This is a genomic window from Agreia sp. (genome assembly GCF_964263775.1).
GTDB lineage: Bacteria > Actinomycetota > Actinomycetes > Actinomycetales > Microbacteriaceae > Agreia.
On the sequence record NZ_CAXVWM010000122.1, the window covers coordinates 1 to 23,585 of the forward strand.

Consider the following 23,585-nt stretch of genomic DNA (forward strand, 5'->3'; position numbering starts at 1 on the left):
GGTTTCTGTTTCTCGGCAATCGCGACCATTCGTAACACGCGCGACATCTCCAGGGCACCTTGGAAAGGCTCGTCAGGTCTGAGAGGCCCGACACCTACATACGGAGAAATTTGAGCGTCTGAATGACTATGAGAGCATTGCGTCGGAACGCGGGCCAGATGAGGAGCTGGATGAGCCAACACGCCAGCCACCCAGCGGCACCCCAGAAGATAGTGAGTACGTCGCCATTCGGCCGAATGAAAAGGTATGGCACTGCGAAGCAGGCCAATCCCGCGAGGCCGAATCCAACGATTGTTCTCAGGCCAGTGATGAACATGTCGCGTACTGGGGCGTCTGAAACCCGCGCGAGCCAAAGGAGGCCGATCGGCCATAAGGCCATGGTGCCCAGCGAGTACGCCCAGGCCACTCCGGTTACACCCCAGACCGAACCTACGAGGATCAATCCGATTAGGGCAGGCCTCGTGGCGAGGGAGAAGGAGAGTTGAGATTTCGTGAGCCCCTTGGATAGGAACACCCAGTACGTGGCGTAGCCCGCAGCCTGAAATGTACCTGCTACGCAAAGAATCTGGAATAGAGGTACGCTACCGCTCCACTGGTCTCCGAGAACTAACCTCACAAGCGGGTCCGCCAGCGCGCACCCGACCGAGAAGACGGCCATCACAACCTGCAGGACAACTGTCTGGCCCGCGATGAGATAGTCCCGGTATCGCGAAGCCTCATCTTGCAGGCGGGACAGCACCGGTAATGCCACGCGGCTCGCGGGCGCGTTTATCTGGTTCAGCGGAAGCAACAGAAGCTGAAATGCCCGGTTGTAGAGGCCTAGGGGTTCCGCGCCGAGACGAGCTCCGATGATCACAGAGTCGACATTTCGGCTCGCGTATACCAGCAATTGAGAAGCAAATAGGTTGAGCCCGAAGGACATCAAACCCCTCATGGGCGCAGCTCGGTGGTATCGGCCTGGTCGCCACCGAGAAAAAACAGCCATTCCAACGAGCAGCGTAAGACCCTGACCAATTTGCTGGCCAGCGAGCGCCCAGTATCCGGTGCCTAGAAGTGCCATGAGAATACCGACGCCCAGCCCGAGAGCCTGGGCGACGATCTCAATGAGGGACAGGGTGCCGAGTTTCAGGGTCCGGGTTAGGCCGGCACGAAATTGCGCGCTCATTCCGTTCAGGATGAAAGTGGACGACAAAGCGATCGAGAGAATCTGCAGCTTCGGCTCGCCGTAGAGGGCGGCGATGAGTGGTGAGAATGCGATCACCAACGCCGCGAAGAAGGTCCCTAGGCCGGTGCTGATCCAGAAGAGATTGTCTCGCTGATCTGACGTCAGGGTCTTGGCTTGAATCGACGCCGACGACAATCCGAAGTCGCGAACGAGTTCTCCGACACCGATGATCGCTAAGACCATTGCGATCAATCCGTAATCGCCGGGGCTGAGAAGTCGAGCGAGAACCGCCACTCCCAGGAGCTGGATCAACACGCGGGTGAGTTGACCGCCCATAGTGAACGCCGCACCGCGCGAAGCCGAAGCGCCTAGTCCTCGTTCCTTCCCCATCGAACTATGCACCGGCCGATGTGCTCGTAACGCATGAACTCGACGAAGTTGAGGCGGTCATCGCCACGTCATCCCCCAATGAAGTGCGGTCAAAAATGATCGGCCACGCACAGCGCATCTGGACTCGATCTTGATTCTGGACTCAACGACTTCGGTGACCTGAAGTGCTGTTACTGTAGCCGAGATTGCGCCAGCGGCGCGAAGGCCGAGTTGGATCCACGGATCGGATTCGGTTTGCCGCGTCATCGAACTATGTGAATATTGGCGGAGTCGCAGGAATACTCAAACGACAGGGGAATCGGTTTGGGATCGATCAATATCGTCCACTGGAATCCGTCAAGGCCTGTGTTTCGTGGTCGTCTGGGTAGGCTCATTCCAGTGCGTCGGCCCGTTAATAACTTCGGCGATCTTCTTGGGCCGATGATCGTCAACCGCATTCTGGAGTTGAACGACATCTCGGGCGTAGTGAGTCATGACGAATCTCGTCGGCTTGTCGCAGTCGGATCGATACTTCGGATGGCGCGGGATGGTGATGTGGTCTGGGGGACGGGCGCCAACGGGAAGTCGCTCGACGGAGTCTACGACTTCTCAACCCTTGACGTCCGGGCAGTGCGGGGGCCTCTTACTGCAGAATTTCTCGCCGGACTGGGTATTTCTTCCCCTGCCGTATATGGCGATCCGGGACTCTTGGTCGGAACCTTGTGGGGGCCGGAGTTCTGGAAGGATGATTTACCCGCGCGAGAGATCACCGTCATTCCTAATCTGAACGACTCGGCCGCGCTCGCCCAGGACCCACGCTATGTGAGTCCTCGGTCTGAGGTAACTGAGGTGATTAGATCCATCGCACGTAGCAGTTTCGTGACGGGGTCGTCTCTGCACGCCATCGTGGTGGCCGAATCCTTCGGTATTCCAGCTCGGTTGATCAAGGCTCAGAAGGAACCGGACTTCAAGTACCGCGACTACTACCTGGGCACCGGGCGAACCAATTTTCAGGCTGCCGGGTCAGTTGAAGAAGCAGTCGAGATGGGGGGAGAACAGCCTCCTGTGTGGAGCTCAGAGCCTTTGTTGAAGGCGTTCCCATTTGATCTATGGGGCGCCGACGCCGGTGCAAATGTCGCCTGAGATCACGTGCGGCTCACTAGTTCAAAAATGTCCATGAAACATGGAGTGGGGATCACAGCATGACGCAAGAGGCTCTGCGGCCAAGACGGGCAGGTTCAGGGGCTAAGGCTAAGCGGCCCCGGTATCTGCGCTGGGTAATAGGGGTTTTTGTTCTTCTGGTTCTCGCCTCTCTGCTTTGGGTTGGCGTTCGCGGATATTTAGCGAAAGGTGAACTCGAAGACGCTCTCAAACTTGCGGGACAGGCCCGAGAACAGATTGCGGAGGGCGATTCGCAGGGAGCTTATTCGTCCGCTCAATCTCTGGCGAAACATTCTCGAGCGGCTGCCGATCTCACGAGCGACCCTGTCTGGTGTGCCTACGAGCTCGTCCCTGTGCTCGGTGCAAATCTATCGGTGACACGAGTCTTAGCGTCGAGCGTCGACGACCTGTCCGAGGGAGTTCTTATCCCCCTCGCCGATCTGACGAGATCGATTTCGCTAGATGATCTCAAGCCGGTGGACGGAGGGATAGTTCTGCAGCCCTTCGTTGACTCCCAGCCCGTGATAGGCCAAGCGAACAGTCAGGTCCATGAGACTCTGGCCCAGATTCGCGGCGTGGATGCGTCCGGCCTCTTCGAACCGATTGAGCGAGCCAAGAACGATCTCGAGGGTGCGGTTTCGGATGTGGCGGCTGGCGTGGACGCAGTAGATAAGGCCGCTACCCTCATTCCATCTATGTTGGGGCAGGATTCCCCACGGAACTACCTTGTTCTTTTCCAAAACAATGCGGAACTGAGATCGTCTGGAGGTATACCCGGGGCGATGGCGCTAATTTCGACGTCGGGCGGTCGCATCAGCTTGGCGCAGCAGGCGTCGTCGCGCGACTTTGAAAAGTTCGATTCGCCGGTAATCGAGCTTCCTATTGAAACCCGGTCGTTGTACGGGAATCACACGGCTGAATACATTCAGGACGTGACCTTCACGCCTCAGTTCGAGTTAACCGGACAGATCGCACGCGAGATGTGGAAGAGACAATTCGGAGTGGAGGTGGACGGTGTCATCTCTCTCGACCCTGTGGCACTGTCCTACCTACTAGATGCAACAGGCCCCGTTGAGTTATCCAATGGTCAAAAATTGTCGAGTGACAATGCCGTGCGGCTGCTGCTGCAGGATGTCTACTCCATGTTCGAAGATCCAGCGGATCAAGATGCGTTTTTCGCTAATGCGGCCGCTTCGGTCTTTAACAAAGTTGCCAGCGGTGACCTGAACCCCACCAAACTGGTGAAGGCGCTGGGATCTGCCGCAGAAGAACGGCGACTTCTTGTCTGGAGTTCGCACGATGACGACGATGCGCTTCTTGAGGGAACTTCTCTATCAGGCGCGCTGCCGCTCAGTAGTTCAACCACCGAGGCCTTTGGCTTATATCTAAACGACGCCACTGCCGCGAAGATGGACAACTACCTGGACGTGAAAATATCAAAAGCTCAAAAAGTATGTCGATCCGACGGGCTTCCGAACTACTCGATTGTGGCGACTGTCACCAACACCGCGCCCGGAGATGCTGGTGCCACGCTACCGGAGTACGTTACGGGGGGAGGTGCGAGCGGAGTTCCGCCTGGAAGCATCCGCACCAACGTCACGGTTTATGGTCCGCCCGGATCCTTCAACTTGGGCGTACTGCGAGACAAGTCTGAGGTGGGATATCACCCCACGTCGGACTCGGGCTACACACTGAGTAATCTTCAGGTCGAGCTGGCGCCCGGCGAGAGCACCGTGCTGGAGTTTCAATTCCTGGGCGGAGACGCGCAGCCGAAGAAGATGGTTGTAGAACATACACCGCTTGTTTACAGCCTCGGAACATCGAACATTGATCTTGGCTGTGAAAGTGCCTTACAGTAGAAGTACCCTAATCTGGGGTAAATGCCCACTAGGGCTGCCAGTGTCGGGGAAAATCACAAACTATTTTGGGGGTAGTTTTATATGTTCAAAAAGATCCTTGCAACAGGCTTACTTGCAGTTCTCGCGGTATTCGCCGTTCCAGCAGCAGCGAACGCATACGAAGTGACCGACGGTTCCGATGTCACCACGACACCGGGAACTGCGGTCACCATGACGTTCTCCGGCTTCGGCGCAAACGAGCCCACCACCGCATCAGCACCCGACGCGGTAACGCTCGGAGTCGTCAAGGTTGTTTCGACGTTCTCCCGTGCGGCCAACGCTTCGGGAGTCGTGTCTTACTCGGTCACGGCATCCACGCCCGGTACCTACACGGTGACCGTGACCGGCGTCTCCGGCAAGGTGGCAGTGGGAACACTGACCGTTGTGCCTGCTGACTCAGGTGCCGGAAGCGGTTCGGGCGCAGACTCGAACGGTGCTCTGCCCAACACGGGTCTTGAGACCCCGATGCTGATCATCTGGGGTGCTGCCGGCGCTCTTGCTCTCGGTATCGCTCTGACCGTGGTTCTCACCATCGTTCGTCGCCAGAAAGCGTCGGTCTAGCAAATGCCTGGAAGGTGTCTTGAACTGACACTCGGATAGCTTCTAGTAGGCGTTTTACGCAGAATGCCCTCCGGCGAGAGCCGGGGGCATTCTGCGTGTGTGCCCTCAGCCACCGAAGAGGGGGTAGCGTCTCAGAGATTTTCACCATAAAGTGAGTATTATTCATTTTATGGGAAGTGATGATATGTCGAAGAACACAGCGACTACGCGGGTGCGTCGCCATCCGTGGAGGACAGCCGCCGTGATCGTCGGCGTGCTGGCGCTCGTCGGAGGTGGGTCGGCCACCGCCTACGCCATGCAGCTCGGGCACACGTGGGACGAGAAGACGGTCAAACTCGCGGACGCCTTCCCTGCCGATGAGGTGCGACCCGAGCCGCTGGCGCCCAGTGAGACCCACGTCGCCCAGAACATTCTCGTGCTCGGCTCTGATACCCGGGGTGACAGTAACACCACGATCGACGCCCTCGAAGGTCAGCGTTCCGACGCCATCATGGTCGTGCACATTCCGGCGGATCGCCAGCGGATCACCGTCATGTCCATCATGCGCGACAGCTGGGTCGACATTCCCGGCCACGGACAGGCGAAGATCAACGCGGCACTCTCTTTCGGAGGAGTACCGCTGGCCGTTCAGACGATCGAGGGCATGATCGGCACCCGCATCGATCACGTGGCCGTCGTCGACTTCACGGGCTTTCGCGGTGTCGCCGACGCGCTCGGCGGGGTAGACGTCTACAACTCCGTCGCTTTCGAGTCGTCGAAGATGCCCGGTCACTACTTCGAGCGCGGCATGCAGGTCATGAACGGCGACGAAGCGCTCGCTTTCGTTCGTGAGCGCTACGCCTTCGACGACGGAGACTTTCAGCGGGCCCGCAACCAGCAGGAGTTCGCGAAAGGGGTGATGAGCGAGTTCATGAACGCCGCCGTTCTCGCGAACCCCGCACGCATCGGCGGACTCGTATCGGCGATAGCGCCCTACCTGGTCGTCGATTCCGGATTCGACGCCGCCTACGTGGGGCAGTTGGCACTCGAGTTGCGCGACGTTACGCCGAGTGACGTGTCGTTCTTCACGGCTCCGACCAGTGGCACGGGAACGTCGAGCGACGGTCAGTCGATCGTCAACGTCGACTGGGATGCCTTCGCCGCAGTAAGGTCGGCCTTCGAGACCGACTCCGCCGACGGTTTCAGCGCCCTGACTGCGGCGAACTAGACGCCCGATAGGGCGGCGCGGCACAAACCGGGCACGGTGGCGGCAGTGGCCGCACGGGCGCGACTCGAGCTTACGGGCGGCCGAGGCCGATATAGGTCCAGCCCGCGGCGCGCCAAGCGGCCGCATCGAGGGTATTGCGACCGTCGATGATCGTGGCGGCCTTCACCAGTTGCCGTGCCCAGGCTGGGTCCATGTGGCGGAACTCGTCCCATTCCGTGACCAGCACGACCAGGTCGGCATCCCGCAGCGCGACGGCCGGGTCGGCCTCGTACGTGAGCTGCGGATGCACACGGCTGGCCGTGTGAATCGCCTCGGGGTCGGTCGCAACGACGTTGGCGCCGAGACCCTTCAGCTGCACCGCCACGTCGAGCGCCGGGCTGTCGCGAATGTCGTCGGAGTGCGGCTTGAATGCCAGACCGAGAACCGAGATCTTCTTGCCGTTGACCTGGCCTCCCAGCGCCTCGACGGCGAGGTCGACGACACGTTGGCGACGGCGCAGGTTGATGGCGTCGACCTCTTTGAGAAACGCCACGGATTCGCCGCGGCCGAGTTCTTCGGCGCGGGCAGTGAACGCACGGATGTCTTTGGGCAGGCAGCCGCCGCCGAAGCCGACGCCCGCCTTCAAGAACTTCCAGCCGATGCGGTCGTCGAGGCCGATCGCGGTCGACAGCTGTGTGACATCGGCTCCGGTGACCTCGGCGATCTCGGCCATCGCGTTGATGAATGAGATCTTGGTGGCGAGAAACGCGTTGGCCGAGACCTTGACGAGCTCGGCGGTCGCGTAGTCGGTGACCACCAGGGGCGTGTCCTTGCCGAGGGCCGTTTCGTAGACGCCGTCGAGGAGGGCCTTGGATGCCTCGGCCTGGCCGGGCTCGGGCGGCAACCCGTAGACGAGACGGTCGGGAGAGATCGTGTCCTGCACGGCAAAGCCCTCGCGCAGGAATTCGGGGTTCCAGGCGAGCATCGCCCCGGTGCCGCTGGCGGCGATCGTCGCGGCGAGGTCGGTTGCGGTGCCGACGGGAACGGTCGACTTGCCGACCACGAGGTCACCCTCGGAGAGGTAGGGGAGCAGCCCATCGAGGGCCGCGTTCACATACGTGAGGTCGGCGGCATAGCTGCCCTTCTTCTGTGGCGTTCCCACTGCGATGAAGTGCACCTGAGAACCGGCGGCGTCTGCCAGGTCGGTCGAAAAGCGCAGACGACCCGTGGCCGTGGCCGAGGTGAGGATCTCGGGAAGGCCCGGCTCGAAGAACGGCGCCTTGCCCGCAGCCAGCGCGTCGATTTTCGACTGGTCGATATCGATGCCGATCACGTCGTGACCCAATTCGGCCATCGAGGCGGCATGAACCGCGCCCAGGTAGCCGCATCCGATGACAGAGAGTTTCATTGTTCGCTTCCCCACGGAGCTGTGTTGTCGAAAGTTCAGCTCGTCATTCTCAGGGTATCCGGGAATTCAGCGCGACTCGGGAACACGAGCACGGTGATGCGTCGGATCACTCGTCCGCAGCGCGGTGGGGAAGCCAGGCCAGACGGCGATTGGCGAGGGAGCGGATCAATGGAGTGGTGTCGAGTTCCTGGTCGGGCATGGCCGACTCCGACACTTCGACGATCTCGCCGGGAAATAGCACCAACTGCACCACCGGGCCATTCCCGTCGACCACGACGGGAACGTCGATGATGACGACGCGACAGCGTTTGCGGGCGGCAGCCGAGAAATTGACGACAGCGTGCGCCACGTCGTCGGTGGTCACGAACGACTTGCCCTGGCACCGGATGAACTTCACGAGACCTCCCCTGTATTTTCTCGGGCCCTGTGCCCCGCCTGGGTTGTGGCGTTGCCTCAATCATGGCCGTCCCTCCCGGCCCATGTCGAATGCAGGATGCGTTCGAAGAATTCGACCCGCGATCCCGGTAGGCTCGCTGCGCGCGACCGAACGCGTTCGGCGAGAGAAAACAAGGTGACACCGATGACCGAAGCAACAGAACTCCGTCTGACCGAGACGGCGATTCCGGGGCTCGTCATCCTCGATCTGCCCGTGCACGGCGACAACCGCGGATGGTTCAAAGAGAACTGGCAGCGCGAGAAGATGGTGGCCTTGGGCCTGCCCGACTTCGGCCCGGTGCAGAACAACATCTCGTTCAACGGCAAGACCGGAACGACCCGGGGAATTCACGCAGAGCCGTGGGACAAGTACGTGTCGGTCGCGACCGGCCGCATCTTCGGAGCCTGGGTCGATCTGCGCGAGGGTGACACGTTCGGCGCCGTCGTCACCGTCGAACTCGACGCGGGCCGCGCCGTCTACGTGCCGCGCGGAGTCGGCAATTCGTATCAGACCCTCGAAGAGGACACGGCCTACACCTACCTGGTCAACGACCACTGGAGCCCGGCCGCCTCTTACACGTTCCTCAACCTCGCCGACGAGACCGCGAACATCCCGTGGCCGATCGCACTCGCCGACGTCGAGATCAGCGCCAAAGACCAGGCCCATCCGCGCCTGGCCGATGTCGTTCCCATGAAGGGAGCGCGGACCCTGGTTCTCGGTGCCGGCGGACAGCTCGGTCTCGCTCTGCGCGTCGAGTTCCCCGACGCCGAATACGTCTCGCGCGCCGACTTCGACGTCGCCGACCCGGCCAGCTACGCATCCCGGCACTGGGGCCACTACGACACGATCGTCAACGCCGCCGCATACACAAAGGTCGACGAGGCTGAGACGGCCACGGGCCGGGCGGATGCCTGGGCCGCGAACGTCTCGGCCGTCGCGTTGCTCGCATCGGTCGCCACCGCGAACCGGCTCACCCTCGTGCACATCTCGAGCGACTACGTCTTCGACGGAACCGCGGCCGAGCACCTCGAAGACGAGCCGTTCTCGCCGCTCGGCGTCTACGGGCAGACCAAGGCGGCCGCCGATGCGATCGTGTCTACCGTGCCCCGGCATTACATCGTGCGCACCAGTTGGGTCATCGGCGAGGGCAACAACTTCGTGCGCACCATGGCGTCGCTCGCAACGCGCGGGGTGGCGCCGAGCGTGGTGAACGACCAGATCGGGCGCCTGACGTTCACCACCGACCTGGCCGCAGGCATCCGGCACCTGTTGTCGGCGAAAGCCGAGTATGGAACGTACAACCTCACCAACGAGGGTGAGCCGCAGTCGTGGGCCGCGATCGCCGCCCGGGTCTACGAGCTCACGGGCCACTCGGGCGAGAAGGTCACAGGCATTTCGACGGCGGATTACTTCGCCGGCAAGTCCGCGGCACCGCGTCCGCTGGCGAGCGTGCTGCCCCTCGGCAAGCTCGCCGCAGTCGGGTTCGTTCCTCGTGACGGCGACGTGGCATTGACGCACTACCTGGCACCCTCGCACCGGTAGCGCCCCTGCACTCGGGCCCGAATATATTCCTTTCGGGCTATGTAAGTGCACGCCGCGCGAGGCATATATCGTCAGTCGCAGCTGGCAACCGGCTGTGGGTAGCCCGTGCATCCGAGCCATCGACGCCGCACTCGAGCCCCGCCCCCTAGAGTGAGAACAAGTCACCCCTAGTACCCGGTTGTCTTGCTGCCCTGCTCGGGCCCGATGGCCGAAGGGGGCCTCTGTGACTGACATAGCTAAACCGCGTATCACCTTCACCAAGACCAAGCCTGGAGGAGCGCGCACCAGCCCGACGAGCGAGTACTCGTCGCTTCTCAATACAGTGCGAGACGCCGGACTCCTTCGCCGCCGTAAAGGCTTCTACTACTCCATGTTCGGTGTGCTCATCGCGGCACTCGGCGGAGTCGGTGTCGGAATCATGCTCCTCGGCGACTCCTGGTTCCAACTGCTCATGGCCGCGGCCCTCGGAATCATCTTCACGCAATTCGCGTTTCTCGCCCACGAGGCCTCGCACCGCCAGGTCTTCACCTCGGGCAAGGCCAACGACATCGCCGGTCGCACCTTGGCCAACCTGTTCGTAGGCATCAGCTACTCCTGGTGGATGACGAAGCACTCGAGGCACCACGCCAACCCCAACGTGCTCGGCAAAGACCCCGACATCGAGCGCGACTTCATCTCGTTCATCCCCGAAGACGCGGCCAAGTCGCGCGGCCTCTACGCCTGGGCGACCAAGCGCCAGGGCTACATCTTCTTTCCCGTGTTGATGTTCGAGGGCCTCAACCTGCACATCCACGGGTTCCGCACGGTCTTCGGCCGCGGCAAGGTCGACAAGCGCTGGCTCGAGATCAGCATGCTCACGACGCGCATCGCGGCCTACGTGCTCGTCATCTTTCTGCTGCTCGAGCCCGGAATGGCCTTCGCCTTCATCGGCGTGCAGCTCGCCGTCTTCGGCGTCTACATGGGGGCGTCGTTCGCGCCGAACCACAAGGGAATGCCCACGCTGCCTCATGACAGCAAGGTGGACTTCTTGCGCCGCCAGGTGCTCACCTCGCGCAACATCCGAGGCGGGTTCGCGATGGACACGTTCATGGGCGGGCTCAACTACCAGGTCGAGCACCACCTCTTTCCGAACATGGCGCGCCCCAACCTCAAGAAGGCCCAGGCCATCGCCAAGGAGTACTGCCAGAAGCACGACATCCTCTACACCGAGACCGGTCTGAGGCAGTCGTACAGCATCGTCATCCGCTATCTCAACAAGGTAGGGCTCGCGGCCGGCGGCGACCCGTTCGACTGCCCGGCAGCCCAGGCCTTCGGCCGCTAGCTGCAGCGCTACCGCGCCCTGCAGCGACCCCCCCAGAGATGATCTCGCTGGCGAATGCGGTGGAGTATGACCCTTTCGGTCTCGGCCCAATCGAACATGACCATTTCGTACGTGATCCGCATGGGCAGGTAGCCGAGTCCGATGAGCGTGCGGTCTCGGCGTCGGTCTGCGCGGTACCTCTCCGAGCCCGTGTGGAACTCTCTGCTGTCACATTCGATGACGAAGCGGTCCCCGATGACGAGATCCACGCGCCCGACTCCTGAGATTCGTACCTGCACCGTGACGGGGATGCCGAGAGCGCGAAGCCTCATCCGAACGAGAGTCTCGGGGCCGGACTCACTTCGCCCGTTTGAGCGGCTGAGCGCTCGCTTACAGCGTCGAGGCAGCGTCGCGAATGCCGCCTCGAGTTCTCGCAGCGTGATGAGGCCCTTGTTCAGGGCCGAGTCGATCACCACGACCGCGTACTCCTCCGACTGGCATTGCACTGCGTCGGCGAGCGCGTCGGTCACCGATGAGACACCAGCCCGAGAACTGTCGCGGTGCTGACGCCAGTGAAGACAGATGGCCGGACGCGAGATCGAGGAGGGTCGAGGCGTTTCAGGTACATGCAGCCTGCTGCCTTTGGGTGGCATGGCCACATGAAGGGTGTTGTCTGGCGGAGTCCAGAGGTTCATGAGTCGCGTCGCCGAGAGCGATGTGGCGAGAGGAACAGGGTGACCGTCGACGAGAACCGCCTTCCGCGCACGTTTTTCCTGCAAACGAGCGACAGGCGCGCCGGGAGGAGCGCCATCCAGCCCATGGAGCGGTGGCGCTTGGGGGCTGCGCGTGCATAATAAGTAGGCGCTCACCCTTGTGAACGTGAACAACGTAGAGGTCTGGGACGCGTGGCACAGGAAACCGAGCCGGCGGCGAAGAAGTCGCGGGCGCCGAGCATGCACGATGTGGCGCGCCTCGCCGGTGTCAGCCATCAGACCGTCTCCCGCGTGATCAACGACCTGCCGAATATCCGCGACGAGACCAAGCAGCGTGTGCTCGATTCGATGGAGCAGTTGCAATACCGCCCCAACCGCGCGGCTCGTGCGCTGGTCACCTCTCGTTCCCGCACCATCGGCATCCTGTCTGCGTCGCGCACGATGTACGGCCCGGCCGCCAGCATCCAGGCCATCGAGGATGCCGCCAGTGAGGCCGGCTACTCGGTCACGACGGCCAACATCAACGGTTTCGAGTCCGGCTCGATCGTGAACGCCATCGATCGCCTGCTCGACCAGGCGATCGAGGGTCTCGTCGTGATCGCGCCGCAGCGCCGGGTGTTCGACACTCTGGCAGGCATGTCTTTGCGGCTGCCGATCGTCACGCTGCAGTCGACGGGAACCGGCAGCGACAGGTCGCTGTCGGTCGATCAGATCACGGGGGCGCGGCTCGCCACCAGACACCTGATCGAGCTGGGCCACCGCGCCATCTACCACCTCGCGGGCCCGCAGGACTGGATCGAGGCCGAAGCACGCATGACCGGCTTCCTCGACGAGATGAACGAGCAGGATGTGCCCACGACGGCGCCGATCCTGGGCGACTGGACCGCCGAATTCGGGTACTTCGCGGGCCGCGAGCTGCTGCGAGTGCGCGACTTCACGGCGATCTTCGCAGCGAACGACCAGATGGCACTGGGGCTGATGCACGCCATCCGCGACGCCTCGCTCGACGTGCCGGGCGACATCAGCATCGTCGGCTTCGACGACATTCCGGATGCCGCACACTTCTGGCCGCCGCTCACGACGATCCGGCAGGATTTCGTCGAGCTCGGCCGGCGGTGCATGGCGTTGCTGCTGGGCGGTCTCGAGGCGGGCGAAGAATACGCCGGGAGCATCCAGCCGACTCTCCTCGTGCGCGGATCGACCGCGCCGCCAGCGTCTCGGTAACGATCGTGACACTGTCGCACGAGGATGGTTGACACGGTCGTCTGCTGCGGGTCTATTATGAACACGCGTTGTGAACGTTCACAAGGAATGTGAATTCACACCACGCACGAAGCATGCGAACGAACCGGTCTCCGGGACGATGCCGGTTCGCGCACCACTGCAGACAACGACGTTTAGTGCACATTCGAAAGGAATTCACACAGTGAAAATGAAAACCCTCCTCGCCGGCGTTGCCGCCGGCGCGATGATCGTCGGTCTCTCCGCCTGTTCCGGCGGATCCGGAGGCTCCGGTGGCGGCGACGGCGGCGGAGACGGCGGCCTCATCGGCGTCGCGATGCCGACCAAGTCGAGTGAGCGCTGGATCCAGGACGGCGACGCCGTGAAGTCGCAGCTCGAAGACGCCGGCTTCACCGTCGACCTGCAGTACGCAGAAGACGACATCCCCACCCAGGTCTCGCAGATCGAGAACATGATCACCAAGGGCGCCAAAGCCCTGATCGTCGCATCGATCGACGGCACCACGCTCACGAGCGTGCTGCAGGATGCCGCTGACGCCGACATCCCCGTCATCGCCTACGACCGTCTCATCCGCGACACCGAGAACGTCGACTACTACGCGTCGTTCGACAACTTCAAGGTCGGCCAGCAGCAGGCTTGGTCGATGCTGAACGGCCTCGGTCTCACCGAGCTCGACGGAACACCCATCGAGGGCGCGCCGGCCGGCCCGTTCACCATCGAACTCTTCGCCGGTTCGCCCGACGACAACAACGCGACTTTCTTCTTCGACGGAGCGATGGAAGAGATCCAGCCCCTCATCGACAGCGGCGTTCTCGTCGTCGGCAGTGGCCAGACCGACTTCGAGCAGGTCGCAACCCTTCGTTGGGACGGCGAGGTCGCGCAGAGCCGCATGGAGGACATCCTGACCTCCACGTACTCCGACGGAACCAAGGTCAACGGCGTTCTCTCTCCCTACGACGGCCTGTCGCGAGGCATCATCTCGGCACTGACCGACGCGGGCTACACGGTGGGCGCCGAATGGCCCACGATCTCCGGCCAGGACGCCGAGCTCGACAGCGTCAAGGCCATCAACTCGGGCGAGCAGTACGCGACCATCTTCAAAGACACGCGTGAGCTCGCGAAGGTCGCCGTCGACATGGCGACCGCGATCCTGAACGACGAGAAGCCCGAGGTGAACAACACCGAAGACTACGACAACGGCTCCAAGGTCGTTCCCTCGTACCTGCTCGAGTCGCAGATCGTCGTGAAAGACAACATCACCGAGGTTCTGGTCGATTCCGGCTACTGGACCGAAGACGAGATCACGGGCTGACACCCGAAAAAGATGCCGGATGTTCCGGGCGCGCGACCCGACACGGTCACGCGCCCGGCGCATCCATTCTCTTCGTCGCCGCCCGAGGCGATGGGCAGTCTCACACCACAACCAGCAAGGAAGCAGGTTCGTACGATGACCGACACGGTCGACGCTCCTCTCAACATCCTCGAGATGCGGGGCATCACCAAGACGTTCCCCGGCGTCAAGGCGCTTCAAGACGTCACCATCGAGGTCGGCCGGGGCCAGGTTCACGCCATCTGCGGCGAGAACGGCGCCGGCAAGTCGACGCTCATGAAAGTTCTGTCGGGGGTCTACCCGTTCGGCACCTACTCGGGCGACATCGTCTTCGAGAACACGACGGTCGAATTCAAAGACATCCGCGACTCCGAGGCCGAGGGCATCGTCATCATCCACCAGGAGCTGGCGCTCAGCCCGTACCTCTCGATCGCCGAGAACATCTTTCTCAACAACGAGCAGCGCGGGGCCCTCGGCCTCATCGACTGGAACAAGACCAACGCCGAGGCGGCCAAGCTGCTCGCCCGGGTCGGCCTGCGCGAGAACCCGACCACCAAGATCATGGACATCGGAGTCGGCAAGCAGCAACTCGTCGAGATCGCGAAGGCGCTGTCGAAGCGCGTCAAGCTGCTCATCCTCGACGAGCCCACCGCGGCGCTCAACGACGAAGACAGCGACCATCTGCTGAACCTGATCCTGCACCTCAAAGAGCAGGGCATCACGGCCATCATCATCAGCCACAAGCTGAACGAGATCAAGAAGGTCGCCGACTCCGTCACGGTGATCCGTGACGGCAAGACGATCGAGACGATCAAGAAGAGCGACGTCACCGAAGAGCGCATCATCAAAGACATGGTGGGCCGCGACCTCGAACACCGCTATCCCGATCACACGCCGCACATCGGCGACGAGATCCTGCGCGTCGAAGACTGGACGGCCCACCACCCGCAAGACCCCGGCCGCGTGATGGTCGACAACGTCAACCTCACCGTGCGCCGCGGCGAGATCGTGGGCATCGCGGGCCTCATGGGCGCCGGCCGCACCGAGTTCGCGATGAGTCTGTTCGGCCGCAGCTACGGCTCGAAGATCAGCGGTCGCGTGTTCAAGAACGGCGCCGAGATCAAGACCCGCACGGTGTCGGAGGCCATCTCGAACGGCCTGGCATACGCGACAGAAGACCGCAAGACCTACGGCCTCAACCTCATCGACGACATCAAGCGCAACATCTCGATGGCCGCGCTGAACAAGCTCGAGAGGCTCGGTCTCGTCAACGACGGCCAGGAGTGGACCGTCGCGAACGAGTACCGCAAGAGCATGAACATCAAGTCGCCGACGGTGCTGGCGAAGACCGGCAAGCTGTCGGGCGGCAACCAGCAGAAGGTCGTTCTGTCGAAGTGGATCTACTCCGATCCCGACGTGCTGATTCTCGATGAGCCCACCCGCGGAATCGACGTGGGTGCGAAGTACGAGATCTACAGCATCATCAACAAGCTGGCCGCCGAGGGCAAGGGCGTGATCGTCATCTCGAGCGAGCTGCCCGAGCTGCTCGGCATCTGCGACCGCATCTATGCGCTCAGCGAGGGGCGCATCACCGGCGAGCTGCCGATCGAAGAAGCGAGCCCCGAGGCTCTGCTCAAACTCATGACCATGGAAAAGGCCCGCTAGCGCTCGCGCTGGTGGATAGAGGAGCACAACGACATGTCTGACCTCGAGACCAAACCCGCCGACGGCGTCGCGGCCGGCAGCCAGGTGAACCCGATTGAGAACAGGTTCACCGAACGGTTCAGCCACATTTTGAGCGACCTGGGCAAGAACGGCATCTTCATCGCCCTGATCCTGGTGGTCGTGCTGTTCAGCGTGCTGACCAACGGCATCCTGTTGCGGCCGCAGAACATCTCGAACCTGATCGTGCAGAACGGCTACATCCTCGTTCTCGCGATCGGCATGGTGATGGTCATCATCGCCGGCCACATCGACCTCTCGGTCGGATCGGTCGCCGCGTTCGTCGGCGCCGTCTCCGGCGTCTTCGCCGTTCAGTGGGGCCTGCCCTGGTGGCTGTCGATCGTGTTGTCGCTGCTGGTCGGAGCCCTCGTGGGGGTCTGGCAAGGCTTCTGGATCGCCTTCGTGGGCATACCCGCGTTCATCGTGACGCTCGCGGGCATGCTCATATTCCGGGGCCTGGCGCTCGTGGTGCTCGGCAACGCCAACATCGGCTCGTTCCCCACCGAGTACCGCGCTCTCGGCAACGGCTTTCTCAGCAACGTCTTCGGCGAACTCGAACTCGACCCGCTCACCCTCGGCGTCGCGGCGATCGCGATCATCGCGCTCGTCGTGCAGCAGTTCCGCACCCGCAAAGGCCGGTCGAGCTACGGCCAGGCCGTCGAGCCGCTCGTCTGGTTCGTCGCCAAGCTCGTACTCATCGCCGTGGCCATCGGATTCTTCGCCTACGCGCTCGCGAGCTACAAGGGCATTCCGATCACCCTGATCGTTCTCGCCGTGCTGGTGCTCGTCTACGGCATCGTGATGAACCGCTCGGTTTTCGGCCGGCACATCTACGCGATCGGCGGCAACCTGCACGCGGCCGAGTTGTCGGGCATCAAGACCCGCACCGTCACGTTCTGGCTGTTCGTCAACATGGGCTTCCTCGCCGCGCTCGCCGGCCTCATCTTCACCGCCCGGCTCAACCTCGCCGGCCCCAAGGCCGGTGACGGCTTCGAACTCGAGGCGATCTCGGCCGCCTTCATCGGTGGCGCGGCCGTGCAGGGCGGCGTCGGCACGATCGGCGGCGCCATCATCGGTGGTCTGATCATCGGTGTGCTGAACAACGGCATGTCGATCATGGGCATCGGCATCGAGTGGCAGCAGGCTGTGAAGGGCCTTGTTCTGCTCTTCGCCGTGGCCTTCGATGTCTACAACAAGCGCCGCTCCGGAGGACGTTGATCAGCCCCACGTCGCTTTCAGAAGCGTTCAGCCCGAGCCCGGGCGAGATCCACGTCGTCCTCGGCGTGGACTCGTCCGGGCTCGACGCCGTGCTTGCGAAGCTCGCGGGCGAAACTCCGTTCGCGCACGTGCGCCGGATCTCGTCGCTCACGCCCACCCTCGGCCTGGCCGACAACCTCTTTCTCGGCATCGAGCCGCGCCGTCGCTTCTTCGGCCTCCCCGGAATCGTCGACAATGCGGCGATGCGCAGGCGGGCGACCGCTCTACTGCGCAGGGTCGACGTCTACACGCCCGTGCCCACGCTCGCGGCGGAGCTCGACGGCGCGTCGCGTGTGCTCGTCGAAGTGGCCCGCGCACTCGCGCACGAATCGACGGTTCTCGCGCTCTTCGAGCCCGCCGCCGGGCTCACGGATGCCGCTGCAGACCGGGTCACGCGGGTGCTGCGCCGCCTCGCGAACGACGGAATCACGGTGGTCATCGCATCCCAGCGCCCGAGCTTCGCCCTCGAGATCGGCGACGTGGTGTCGGTGCTCTCGTCGGGGCTGTCAACGGGATCTATCGCGGCCGTGCTGCGGCCCGGCGACGGCCGGGTGGATGCCCGTGGCCGGCTCCTCGAGGCCATGGCCGACGGCGCGCCGGACAACGAGGGCGGCGCCGCCGGCAGCGCGCGACCTGCCGGGGCGGCCCAGTCGCCATCCGCACCCCTCGTCGAGATCGTGAACTGGAGCACGCTCGACGAGTTCGACCGCGTCACCCCGGTCGTCGTCGACGCGTCGCTGAGCGCGGCGGCGGGCGAGATCGTGGGGATCGCGGGCCTCGACGGCTCCAGCCGCAACGAGCTGCTGCTGAGTGTGTTCGGGCGCACCGCGGGCACAGTGCCCTCGGGGGCCGTGCTGCTCGAGGGGCTCGTGGTCGACACGAGCACCACGATGGCCGCGATCCGCACCGGCATCTTCGCGATCGTGACGGTGCAGCCCAAGTACCGCGTGCGCATCGTCGGAGGCATCTCTGCTGCCGCGACGCCGTCGATGCTGCCCGCGCTGATGAACACGGGGCTGGTGAGTCGAGACGACGAGCCGCATCCGGCCACTCCCGGTGCCCGCGCGCTGGATGCCGTGCGCCTGCGTGGCCGTGACGAAGAGTGGGTGCGCATCCACAGCCTGCTCGAACTGTTCCCGGCGTCGGAGCATCGGGTGCTGCTGCTCGTCGAGCCGACCCGCGAGCTCGACCCCGAGCAGCGTGCCGAGGTGTGGCGTCTGGTGGGTGAGATCGCGGCGGCGGGCAAGGCGGTGATCATGACCTCGGCCGACCTGAACGAGCTCTACGCTGTCAGCGACCGTATCGTGGCCATGGCCGGCGGCCGGGTCGTGGGCCAGGTGGGGCCCAGACGTAGCCGGGTCGAACTGCTCGGCCTGGTGGCGCCGCTCTAACGCAGGGCCCTGGCGGTGCCGTTGACGCTCAGGACGCGCCACGAGTCTCCGACCCACTCGATCGAGTTGATCGCGGCATTGTGAATGTGGGGAATCTCCTCGCCGAGGATCTCGGAGAGGACGAAGCGGATGATCGTGCCGTGGCAGACCGCGGCGATCGTCGCATCCGGCCCGTCGATGGGCAGACGCGTGTCTTTGATCTCGGCGATCGCGCGCATGCCCCGCTCGGTCACCGATTCGCGTCTCTCCACGTCGGGATACTCGGCATCCGGCTCGTCGGGCATGGGGCCCGACGCCACCGTTCCCTCGAAGCTGGCGTAGTCGCGTTCGATGAGGTCGTCGTAACTTGCCCCGAGCTCGATGTCGAGGATCTCGGCGATGATGCGCGCGGTGTCGCGGGCGCGCATCAGGGGCGACGAGACGATCGCCGAGAGGCCCTGGTCGGCGAGTACCGCTGCGGTCTCGACGGCCTGCGCGCGTCCGGTGGCGTTCAGGGGAATGTCGCTCGATCCCTGCAGGCGGTCATCACGATTCCAATCGGTCTGGCCGTGGCGGATGAGTTCGATGCGCATGAGAGGAGGAGCTTTCGTCGAGGGCGAGCGAGGGGCGATCCGGTGTCTCCCTGGGGCCCATCCTCCATGGTAGGCGGGCCGCTCGCCTCGCGCCCCGGCAGGCAGGAATGACACCGACTTGCGCGTTAACTTTCGCCTGACACAATGCAGTCATGACGAAGAAGATCACCACGGCGTTGACCGAACTCATCAAGGCCCTGGGCAAGCATGCAGAGATCGCTGCCACGCCCGATGCGTCTGTCTCGAAGACAGAGCGGGCGACCGTTCGCGTGCAGAAGGCGGCCACCGCCTACCTCTCGTCGCTGCCGGCGAAGAAGCGTATGACGAACCCGTTCATCGGCGTCGTCGACGACCGCATCGACGACACGCTGCGCGCGACGCTCGAGGCCGAGCGGGCCACGATCTCGAAGAAAGAGAAGAAGTCTTCGAAGTAGCCGAGCGCCCTGGCCGGATTCTCGCTAGACCGCGAAGAGCGCCTGCAGCCGCGCGATTCCCTCGGCAAGCGGCTCGTCGCCCAGCGCGTACGACAGGCGCAGAAACCCGCTCGGGCCGAACGCCTCACCCGGAACCGCGGCGACCTCGGCCTGGTCGAGAATGAGATCGGCCAGCTCGAGCGACGTGGTCGGCGTGACCCCGCCCCAGGAGCGGCCGAGCAGCCCGGTGACATCGGGGTACGCGTAGAACGCGCCCTCCGGCGTGGGGCAGACGATGCCCTCGATGGCATTGAGGCCCGCGACGATGGTCGTGCGACGGCGATCGAACGCCAGCCGCATCTCTTCGACCGCATCCTGCGGCCCGTTCAGCGCCTCGATGGCGGCCCGCTGCGAGATGTTCGAGACGTTGCTCGACAGGTGCGACTGCAGGTTCGCGGCGCCCAGGATGGCGTCGGCCGGGCCGACCATCCAGCCGACCCGCCATCCGGTCATGGCATACGTCTTGGCGACGCCGTTGACCAGGATCGTGCGGTCGGCCAGCGAGGGAACGGCCTCGACGATGGACAACGCGCGCACTTCGTCGTAGGTGAGGTTCTGGTAGATCTCGTCGCTGATGACCCAGAGCCCGTGCGCCTCGGCCCACTCGCCGATCGCCTTCGTCTCTTCGGGGGAGTACACGGCCCCGGTGGGGTTCGACGGCGACACGAACAGCAGCACCTTGGTGCGCTCGGTACGCGCGGCCTCGAGCTGCTCGACCGTGACGAGGTAGTTCTGGTCGCTGCCCGCGAAGACGTCGACGGGAACGCCGCCCGCGAGGCGGATGGCCTCGGGGTAGGTGGTCCAGTACGGGGTGGGCAGCAGCACCTCGTCGCCCGGATCGAGCAGCGTGGCGAAGCTCTGGTAGACGGCCTGCTTGCCGCCGTTGGTGACGATGACCTGCGAGGGCGAGACCTCGAGGCCCGAGTCGCGCAGCGTCTTCGCCGCGATCGCCTCGCGAAGCTCGGGCAGGCCCGCCGCGGGGGTGTACCTGTAGTTCTTCGGATCGAGCACCGCGCGAGACGCCGCCTCGACGATGTGCGCGGGCGTGGCGAAGTCGGGCTCGCCCGCCGCATAGCTGATCACAGGGCGGCCCTGTGCCTGAAGCGCTTTCGCCTTTCCGTCGACCTTGAGAGTCGCCGATTCGGCGATGGATGCGATGCGGTGCGAAATGCGGGTGAGTTCGGTCACGAGAGTCAAGCCTAGATGCAACCCCTTCGGCGAGTGGCCCATAATCTGTCGGTATGAGCGAAAACCAGCCCGACGCATTCGACGAGCAGAAGCCCGTCGCCGCGGTCGTCTACAACCCGATCAAGGTCGACGTCGACGAGCTTCGCGACGCCGTCGCGAGGCACGAGGGCCCGAACGGCTGGGGCGAGACGCTCTGGTTCGAGACGAGCGTCGACGACCCGGGGCAGGGTGTCACGGCCGAGGCCCTGGATGCCGGCGCCTCGATGGTTCTCGCGGCCGGCGGCGACGGAACGGTGCGCTCGGTCGCGGAGGCTCTGCTCGGAGGAGACGCCTCGCTCGCGCTGCTTCCGAGCGGAACGGGCAATCTGCTCGCCCGCAACCTCGAGCTCACCCTCAACGACCTCGACCACGCCGTGCAGACTGCGTTCTCGGGAGACGACCGCGCCATCGACGTCGGCCTCATCCAGGTGCGGCGCGAGAACTCGTCGGTCGAGAAGTTCGCCTTCGTCGTGATGGCCGGCCTCGGTATCGATGCGACGATGATCGCGAACACCGACGACGAGCTCAAGAAAAGGGTGGGCTGGCTCGCCTACGTCGGCGCGATCGGCAAGGCGCTGCGCGACAAGAACGAGCTGCGCATGCGCTACAACCTCGATGGGCAGGGCAATCATTCCGTTCGCGCGCACACGATCATCATCGGCAACTGCGGGTCGCTGCCGGCCAACATCCTGCTGCTTCCCGAGGCTGCCGTCGACGACGGGCTGTTCGACATCGTGATGCTGCGCCCCCAGGGTGTCGGGGGCTGGGTGCAGATCATCGTGAAGATCGTGTGGGAGAACGGGGTGCTGCGCCGCTCGGCCGTGGGCCGTCGCCTCGCCGGCCTTTCGAGAGAGGTGCGCGCGCTCAACTACGTCAAGGGCAAGGAGCTGGTCGTCAAGCTCGACCGCGCCCACGACATCGAGCTCGACGGCGACAGCTTCGGCACGGCGGTCGCGTTTCGCACCTGGGTCGATGCGGAGGCGCTGCGGGTGCGCATCCCGGCGTCTGCCACGCTCGAGGACCCGCAGGTCGAAGACGAGCCCGAGCAGCGGAGCTTGCCGGGCGAGCGCATCGAGGAAGGCGCTGACGCGGAGTCGGATCTCTTCGAGGCGTCGGGAGACGAGCTCTCATCGAACTGACGATCTCTGTCGTCATCCCGGTCAAAGACGACGGCGAACTGCTGAAGCGCTGTCTCGAGGCGATCGCCGAGCAGACACGTCGGCCCGACGAGATCGTGGTCGTCGACAACGGCTCGAGCGACGACAGCGCGCGGGTGGCGAGGGATGCCGGCGCCCGCGTCGTCTTCGTCGGCGGCGGCGGAATCCCCTCGGCCAGTGCGGCCGGCTACGACGCGGCCGCCTGCGCGGTCATCGCGAGGCTGGATGCCGATTGCCTACCCGGGCGCGACTGGCTCGAGCGTGTAGAACGGGCGTTCATCAGGCATCCGGATGCCGTGGCCGTCACGGGCGCGGCGCACTTCATCGACGGGCCGCGGCTGCTGCGGGCGCCGCTGGCGGCCTTCTACCTGGGTGCGTATTTCGGCACGGTGTACCTCGGCATGGGACACATTCCGCTGTTCGGATCGAACTTCGCGATGCGACGCTACGCCTGGCTGGCCGTGAGCGACGCGGTGCACCGCGGCGACGCGTTCGTGCACGACGACATGGACCTGTCGATGCACATCGGGCCGCGCCAGCGCATCCGCTATGTGCGCGGCCTCGGAATGGGCATCTCGATGCGCCCGCTGTTCGACGCGAGCGGCTTCGCGACCCGCATTCGCCGCGGGTTCCATTCGCTCGTGATCCACTGGCCGCACGACCTGCCGTGGCTGCGCTGGGCGCGTCGCCTGCTGCGCCTCGGCCCGTCGACTACAGCGTCGGGATGAGGTCGTCGAGGTAGTCGGCCGTGTCGTGCCAACCATCGACCGCGTGGCACTCTACGCCGAGCGCTTTCACCGGATAGTCGTTGCCGTTCACGTCGAGACGGTCTCCGACGAACAGCATGTCGTCGAGGGGGATGCCCGTGAGCTCGGCCAGTCGGGTCATGCCGTAGGCCTTGTCGATTCCTCGCCTGGTGATATCGACGGAGGTCGACCCGCCGCTGCGCACCTCGAGGTCGGGAAGCAGCGCCTGCGCCGCCTCGCGCAGAGTGTTCTTCTTGACGCCGTCGGCGTCCCAGGCTGTTTTCGCGGCGACGGGCGCGCCCTGACCGAGAGCCGAGAACGTGATCTGCGATCCGCGATCCTCGAGGATGGGGCCCCAGGTGTCCGACTCCCAGAAGCCGAGGCGCTTGGCCTCGGACTCGACGGCGGCCAGGGCGCGCTGCTTCTCGTCATCGGTGAGGTTCTGCGCGTAGACCTGGTTCCACGAGCCCTTCTCGAAGCGGTAGTACTGTGTGCCGCAGGTGGGCATCAGGTGCAACCGCCCGAGCGCCTCGGGGCTTGCGCCGGTGAGATTGTTGATCACCTGGGCGGTGAACTGGCCGTATTGACCGCCCGAGATGATGCACACCTCGACACGGTCGAGCAGCGTCACGAGCAGCTTCGCCATGCGCGGGTCGATCGCCGTCTTCGACGGAGCGAGGGTGTCGTCGAGATCGAAGGCGACGAGTCGGGGAGTCGAGGTCATAGCCG

21 protein-coding genes are annotated in these 23,585 nt (G+C 64.0%); 14 read left to right on the plus strand and 7 right to left on the minus strand.

All coding sequences use genetic code 11. The annotated features are described in order from the left end of the window. Nucleotides 1-94: 94 nt before the first annotated feature. Nucleotides 95-1,555, minus strand: a complete 1,461-nt coding sequence (locus tag ACE5CZ_RS09110) for a lipopolysaccharide biosynthesis protein (protein WP_374947011.1) — start codon at nucleotides 1,553-1,555, stop codon at nucleotides 95-97. A gap of 378 nt (nucleotides 1,556-1,933) precedes the next feature. On the opposite strand from ACE5CZ_RS09110, the gene ACE5CZ_RS09115 reads away from it, so the two are divergent. The 4 genes from ACE5CZ_RS09115 to ACE5CZ_RS09130 all read left to right on the plus strand — a co-directional run bounded on the left by ACE5CZ_RS09115 (nucleotide 1,934) and on the right by ACE5CZ_RS09130 (nucleotide 6,361). Further along, entirely contained in the window at nucleotides 1,934-2,677 is a 744-nt protein-coding gene (locus tag ACE5CZ_RS09115) for a polysaccharide pyruvyl transferase family protein (protein WP_374947012.1), read from the plus strand. 59 nt (nucleotides 2,678-2,736) lie between these two features. After that, the gene (locus ACE5CZ_RS09120; RefSeq protein ID WP_374947013.1) at nucleotides 2,737-4,554 is read left to right on the plus strand and encodes a DUF4012 domain-containing protein; all 1,818 of its coding nucleotides are present in this window, start codon (nucleotides 2,737-2,739) and stop codon (nucleotides 4,552-4,554) included. A gap of 162 nt (nucleotides 4,555-4,716) precedes the next feature. Then, entirely contained in the window at nucleotides 4,717-5,154 is a 438-nt protein-coding gene (locus ACE5CZ_RS09125) for a hypothetical protein (protein ID WP_374947014.1), read from the plus strand. Nucleotides 5,155-5,338: 184 nt separating this feature from the next. Then, a complete protein-coding gene (locus ACE5CZ_RS09130) occupies nucleotides 5,339-6,361 on the plus strand; it encodes an LCP family protein (protein ID WP_374947015.1) in 1,023 nt (340 codons plus the stop codon). Between the two features lie 70 nt (nucleotides 6,362-6,431). On the opposite strand, the gene ACE5CZ_RS09135 is transcribed toward ACE5CZ_RS09130, so the two are convergent. Both ACE5CZ_RS09135 and ACE5CZ_RS09140 read right to left on the minus strand, forming a co-directional pair. After that, nucleotides 6,432-7,748, minus strand: a complete 1,317-nt coding sequence (locus ACE5CZ_RS09135) for a UDP-glucose dehydrogenase family protein (protein ID WP_374947016.1) — start codon at nucleotides 7,746-7,748, stop codon at nucleotides 6,432-6,434. A 106-nt stretch (nucleotides 7,749-7,854) separates the two neighbouring features. Further along, nucleotides 7,855-8,145: a hypothetical protein gene (locus ACE5CZ_RS09140; protein WP_374947017.1), complete on the minus strand. Its 291-nt coding sequence runs from the start codon at nucleotides 8,143-8,145 to the stop codon at nucleotides 7,855-7,857. A 183-nt stretch (nucleotides 8,146-8,328) separates the two neighbouring features. Between ACE5CZ_RS09140 and ACE5CZ_RS09145 the strand changes: the two genes are divergently transcribed. Both ACE5CZ_RS09145 and ACE5CZ_RS09150 read left to right on the plus strand, forming a co-directional pair. Further along, nucleotides 8,329-9,726 (plus strand): sugar nucleotide-binding protein, encoded by a 1,398-nt coding sequence (locus ACE5CZ_RS09145; protein ID WP_374947018.1) that lies wholly within the window; start codon nucleotides 8,329-8,331, stop codon nucleotides 9,724-9,726. Between the two features lie 223 nt (nucleotides 9,727-9,949). Next, nucleotides 9,950-11,047, plus strand: coding sequence for a fatty acid desaturase family protein (locus ACE5CZ_RS09150; protein ID WP_374947019.1), 1,098 nt, complete (start codon nucleotides 9,950-9,952; stop codon nucleotides 11,045-11,047). A gap of 8 nt (nucleotides 11,048-11,055) precedes the next feature. Here ACE5CZ_RS09150 and ACE5CZ_RS09155 read toward each other — a convergent pair whose 3' ends face one another. Then, nucleotides 11,056-11,556, minus strand: coding sequence for a hypothetical protein (locus ACE5CZ_RS09155; protein ID WP_374947020.1), 501 nt, complete (start codon nucleotides 11,554-11,556; stop codon nucleotides 11,056-11,058). Nucleotides 11,557-11,979: 423 nt separating this feature from the next. Here ACE5CZ_RS09155 and ACE5CZ_RS09160 point away from each other — a divergent pair, with 423 nt between their 5' ends. The 5 genes from ACE5CZ_RS09160 (at nucleotide 11,980) to ACE5CZ_RS09180 (ending at nucleotide 18,681) form a co-directional block, all read left to right on the plus strand. Then, nucleotides 11,980-12,963: a LacI family DNA-binding transcriptional regulator gene (locus ACE5CZ_RS09160; RefSeq protein WP_374947053.1), complete on the plus strand. Its 984-nt coding sequence runs from the start codon at nucleotides 11,980-11,982 to the stop codon at nucleotides 12,961-12,963. A 208-nt stretch (nucleotides 12,964-13,171) separates the two neighbouring features. After that, nucleotides 13,172-14,293 (plus strand): multiple monosaccharide ABC transporter substrate-binding protein, encoded by a 1,122-nt coding sequence (gene chvE / locus ACE5CZ_RS09165; RefSeq protein ID WP_374947021.1) that lies wholly within the window; start codon nucleotides 13,172-13,174, stop codon nucleotides 14,291-14,293. 135 nt (nucleotides 14,294-14,428) lie between these two features. Further along, entirely contained in the window at nucleotides 14,429-15,976 is a 1,548-nt protein-coding gene (gene mmsA / locus ACE5CZ_RS09170) for a multiple monosaccharide ABC transporter ATP-binding protein (protein WP_374947022.1), read from the plus strand. A gap of 33 nt (nucleotides 15,977-16,009) precedes the next feature. Further along, nucleotides 16,010-17,251, plus strand: coding sequence for a multiple monosaccharide ABC transporter permease (mmsB, locus tag ACE5CZ_RS09175; RefSeq protein ID WP_374947023.1), 1,242 nt, complete (start codon nucleotides 16,010-16,012; stop codon nucleotides 17,249-17,251). Next, nucleotides 17,248-18,681: a hypothetical protein gene (locus ACE5CZ_RS09180; protein ID WP_374947024.1), complete on the plus strand. Its 1,434-nt coding sequence runs from the start codon at nucleotides 17,248-17,250 to the stop codon at nucleotides 18,679-18,681. The genes mmsB and ACE5CZ_RS09180 overlap by 4 nt, the downstream gene beginning before the upstream one ends. On the opposite strand, the gene ACE5CZ_RS09185 is transcribed toward ACE5CZ_RS09180, so the two are convergent. Next, entirely contained in the window at nucleotides 18,678-19,253 is a 576-nt protein-coding gene (locus ACE5CZ_RS09185) for a histidine phosphatase family protein (protein ID WP_374947025.1), read from the minus strand. The two genes, ACE5CZ_RS09180 and ACE5CZ_RS09185, sit on opposite strands and share 4 nt — an antisense overlap. A 152-nt stretch (nucleotides 19,254-19,405) precedes the next feature. Here ACE5CZ_RS09185 and ACE5CZ_RS09190 point away from each other — a divergent pair, with 152 nt between their 5' ends. After that, nucleotides 19,406-19,687, plus strand: coding sequence for a hypothetical protein (locus ACE5CZ_RS09190; RefSeq protein WP_374947026.1), 282 nt, complete (start codon nucleotides 19,406-19,408; stop codon nucleotides 19,685-19,687). Between the two features lie 24 nt (nucleotides 19,688-19,711). Here the strand turns inward: ACE5CZ_RS09190 and ACE5CZ_RS09195 are convergent, their stop codons facing one another. Next, on the minus strand, nucleotides 19,712-20,956 hold the full coding sequence (locus ACE5CZ_RS09195) for a pyridoxal phosphate-dependent aminotransferase (protein ID WP_374947027.1): 1,245 nt from the start codon (nucleotides 20,954-20,956) through the stop codon (nucleotides 19,712-19,714). 11 nt (nucleotides 20,957-20,967) lie between these two features. Here ACE5CZ_RS09195 and ACE5CZ_RS09200 point away from each other — a divergent pair, with 11 nt between their 5' ends. Further along, a complete protein-coding gene (locus tag ACE5CZ_RS09200) occupies nucleotides 20,968-22,092 on the plus strand; it encodes a diacylglycerol/lipid kinase family protein (RefSeq protein WP_374947028.1) in 1,125 nt (374 codons plus the stop codon). A 14-nt stretch (nucleotides 22,093-22,106) separates the two neighbouring features. Then, nucleotides 22,107-22,838 (plus strand): glycosyltransferase family A protein, encoded by a 732-nt coding sequence (locus ACE5CZ_RS09205; protein ID WP_374947054.1) that lies wholly within the window; start codon nucleotides 22,107-22,109, stop codon nucleotides 22,836-22,838. Here the strand turns inward: ACE5CZ_RS09205 and ACE5CZ_RS09210 are convergent. After that, complete coding sequence (locus ACE5CZ_RS09210) at nucleotides 22,822-23,580, minus strand: HAD-IIB family hydrolase (RefSeq protein ID WP_374947029.1); 759 nt, start codon at nucleotides 23,578-23,580, stop codon at nucleotides 22,822-22,824. The genes ACE5CZ_RS09205 and ACE5CZ_RS09210 overlap by 17 nt on opposite strands. Nucleotides 23,581-23,585: the final 5 nt, after the last annotated feature.

Excerpts from the sequence above, each read along its gene's own strand:
- ACE5CZ_RS09110 (WP_374947011.1), bottom strand. The coding sequence starts at position 1,555 with ATGGGGAAGGAACGAGGACTAGGCGCTTCGGCTTCGCGCGGTGCGGCG.
- ACE5CZ_RS09120 (WP_374947013.1), top strand. The coding sequence starts at position 2,737 with ATGACGCAAGAGGCTCTGCGGCCAAGACGGGCAGGTTCAGGGGCTAAG.
- ACE5CZ_RS09130 (WP_374947015.1), top strand. The coding sequence starts at position 5,339 with ATGTCGAAGAACACAGCGACTACGCGGGTGCGTCGCCATCCGTGGAGG.
- ACE5CZ_RS09135 (WP_374947016.1), bottom strand. The coding sequence starts at position 7,748 with ATGAAACTCTCTGTCATCGGATGCGGCTACCTGGGCGCGGTTCATGCC.
- ACE5CZ_RS09145 (WP_374947018.1), top strand. The coding sequence starts at position 8,329 with ATGACCGAAGCAACAGAACTCCGTCTGACCGAGACGGCGATTCCGGGG.
- ACE5CZ_RS09160 (WP_374947053.1), top strand. The coding sequence starts at position 11,980 with ATGCACGATGTGGCGCGCCTCGCCGGTGTCAGCCATCAGACCGTCTCC.
- chvE (WP_374947021.1), top strand. The coding sequence starts at position 13,172 with ATGAAAACCCTCCTCGCCGGCGTTGCCGCCGGCGCGATGATCGTCGGT.
- mmsA (WP_374947022.1), top strand. The coding sequence starts at position 14,429 with ATGACCGACACGGTCGACGCTCCTCTCAACATCCTCGAGATGCGGGGC.
- mmsB (WP_374947023.1), top strand. The coding sequence starts at position 16,010 with ATGTCTGACCTCGAGACCAAACCCGCCGACGGCGTCGCGGCCGGCAGC.
- ACE5CZ_RS09185 (WP_374947025.1), bottom strand. The coding sequence starts at position 19,253 with ATGCGCATCGAACTCATCCGCCACGGCCAGACCGATTGGAATCGTGAT.
- ACE5CZ_RS09190 (WP_374947026.1), top strand. The coding sequence starts at position 19,406 with ATGACGAAGAAGATCACCACGGCGTTGACCGAACTCATCAAGGCCCTG.
- ACE5CZ_RS09195 (WP_374947027.1), bottom strand. The coding sequence starts at position 20,956 with ATGGGCCACTCGCCGAAGGGGTTGCATCTAGGCTTGACTCTCGTGACC.
- ACE5CZ_RS09200 (WP_374947028.1), top strand. The coding sequence starts at position 20,968 with ATGAGCGAAAACCAGCCCGACGCATTCGACGAGCAGAAGCCCGTCGCC.
- ACE5CZ_RS09210 (WP_374947029.1), bottom strand. The coding sequence starts at position 23,580 with ATGACCTCGACTCCCCGACTCGTCGCCTTCGATCTCGACGACACCCTC.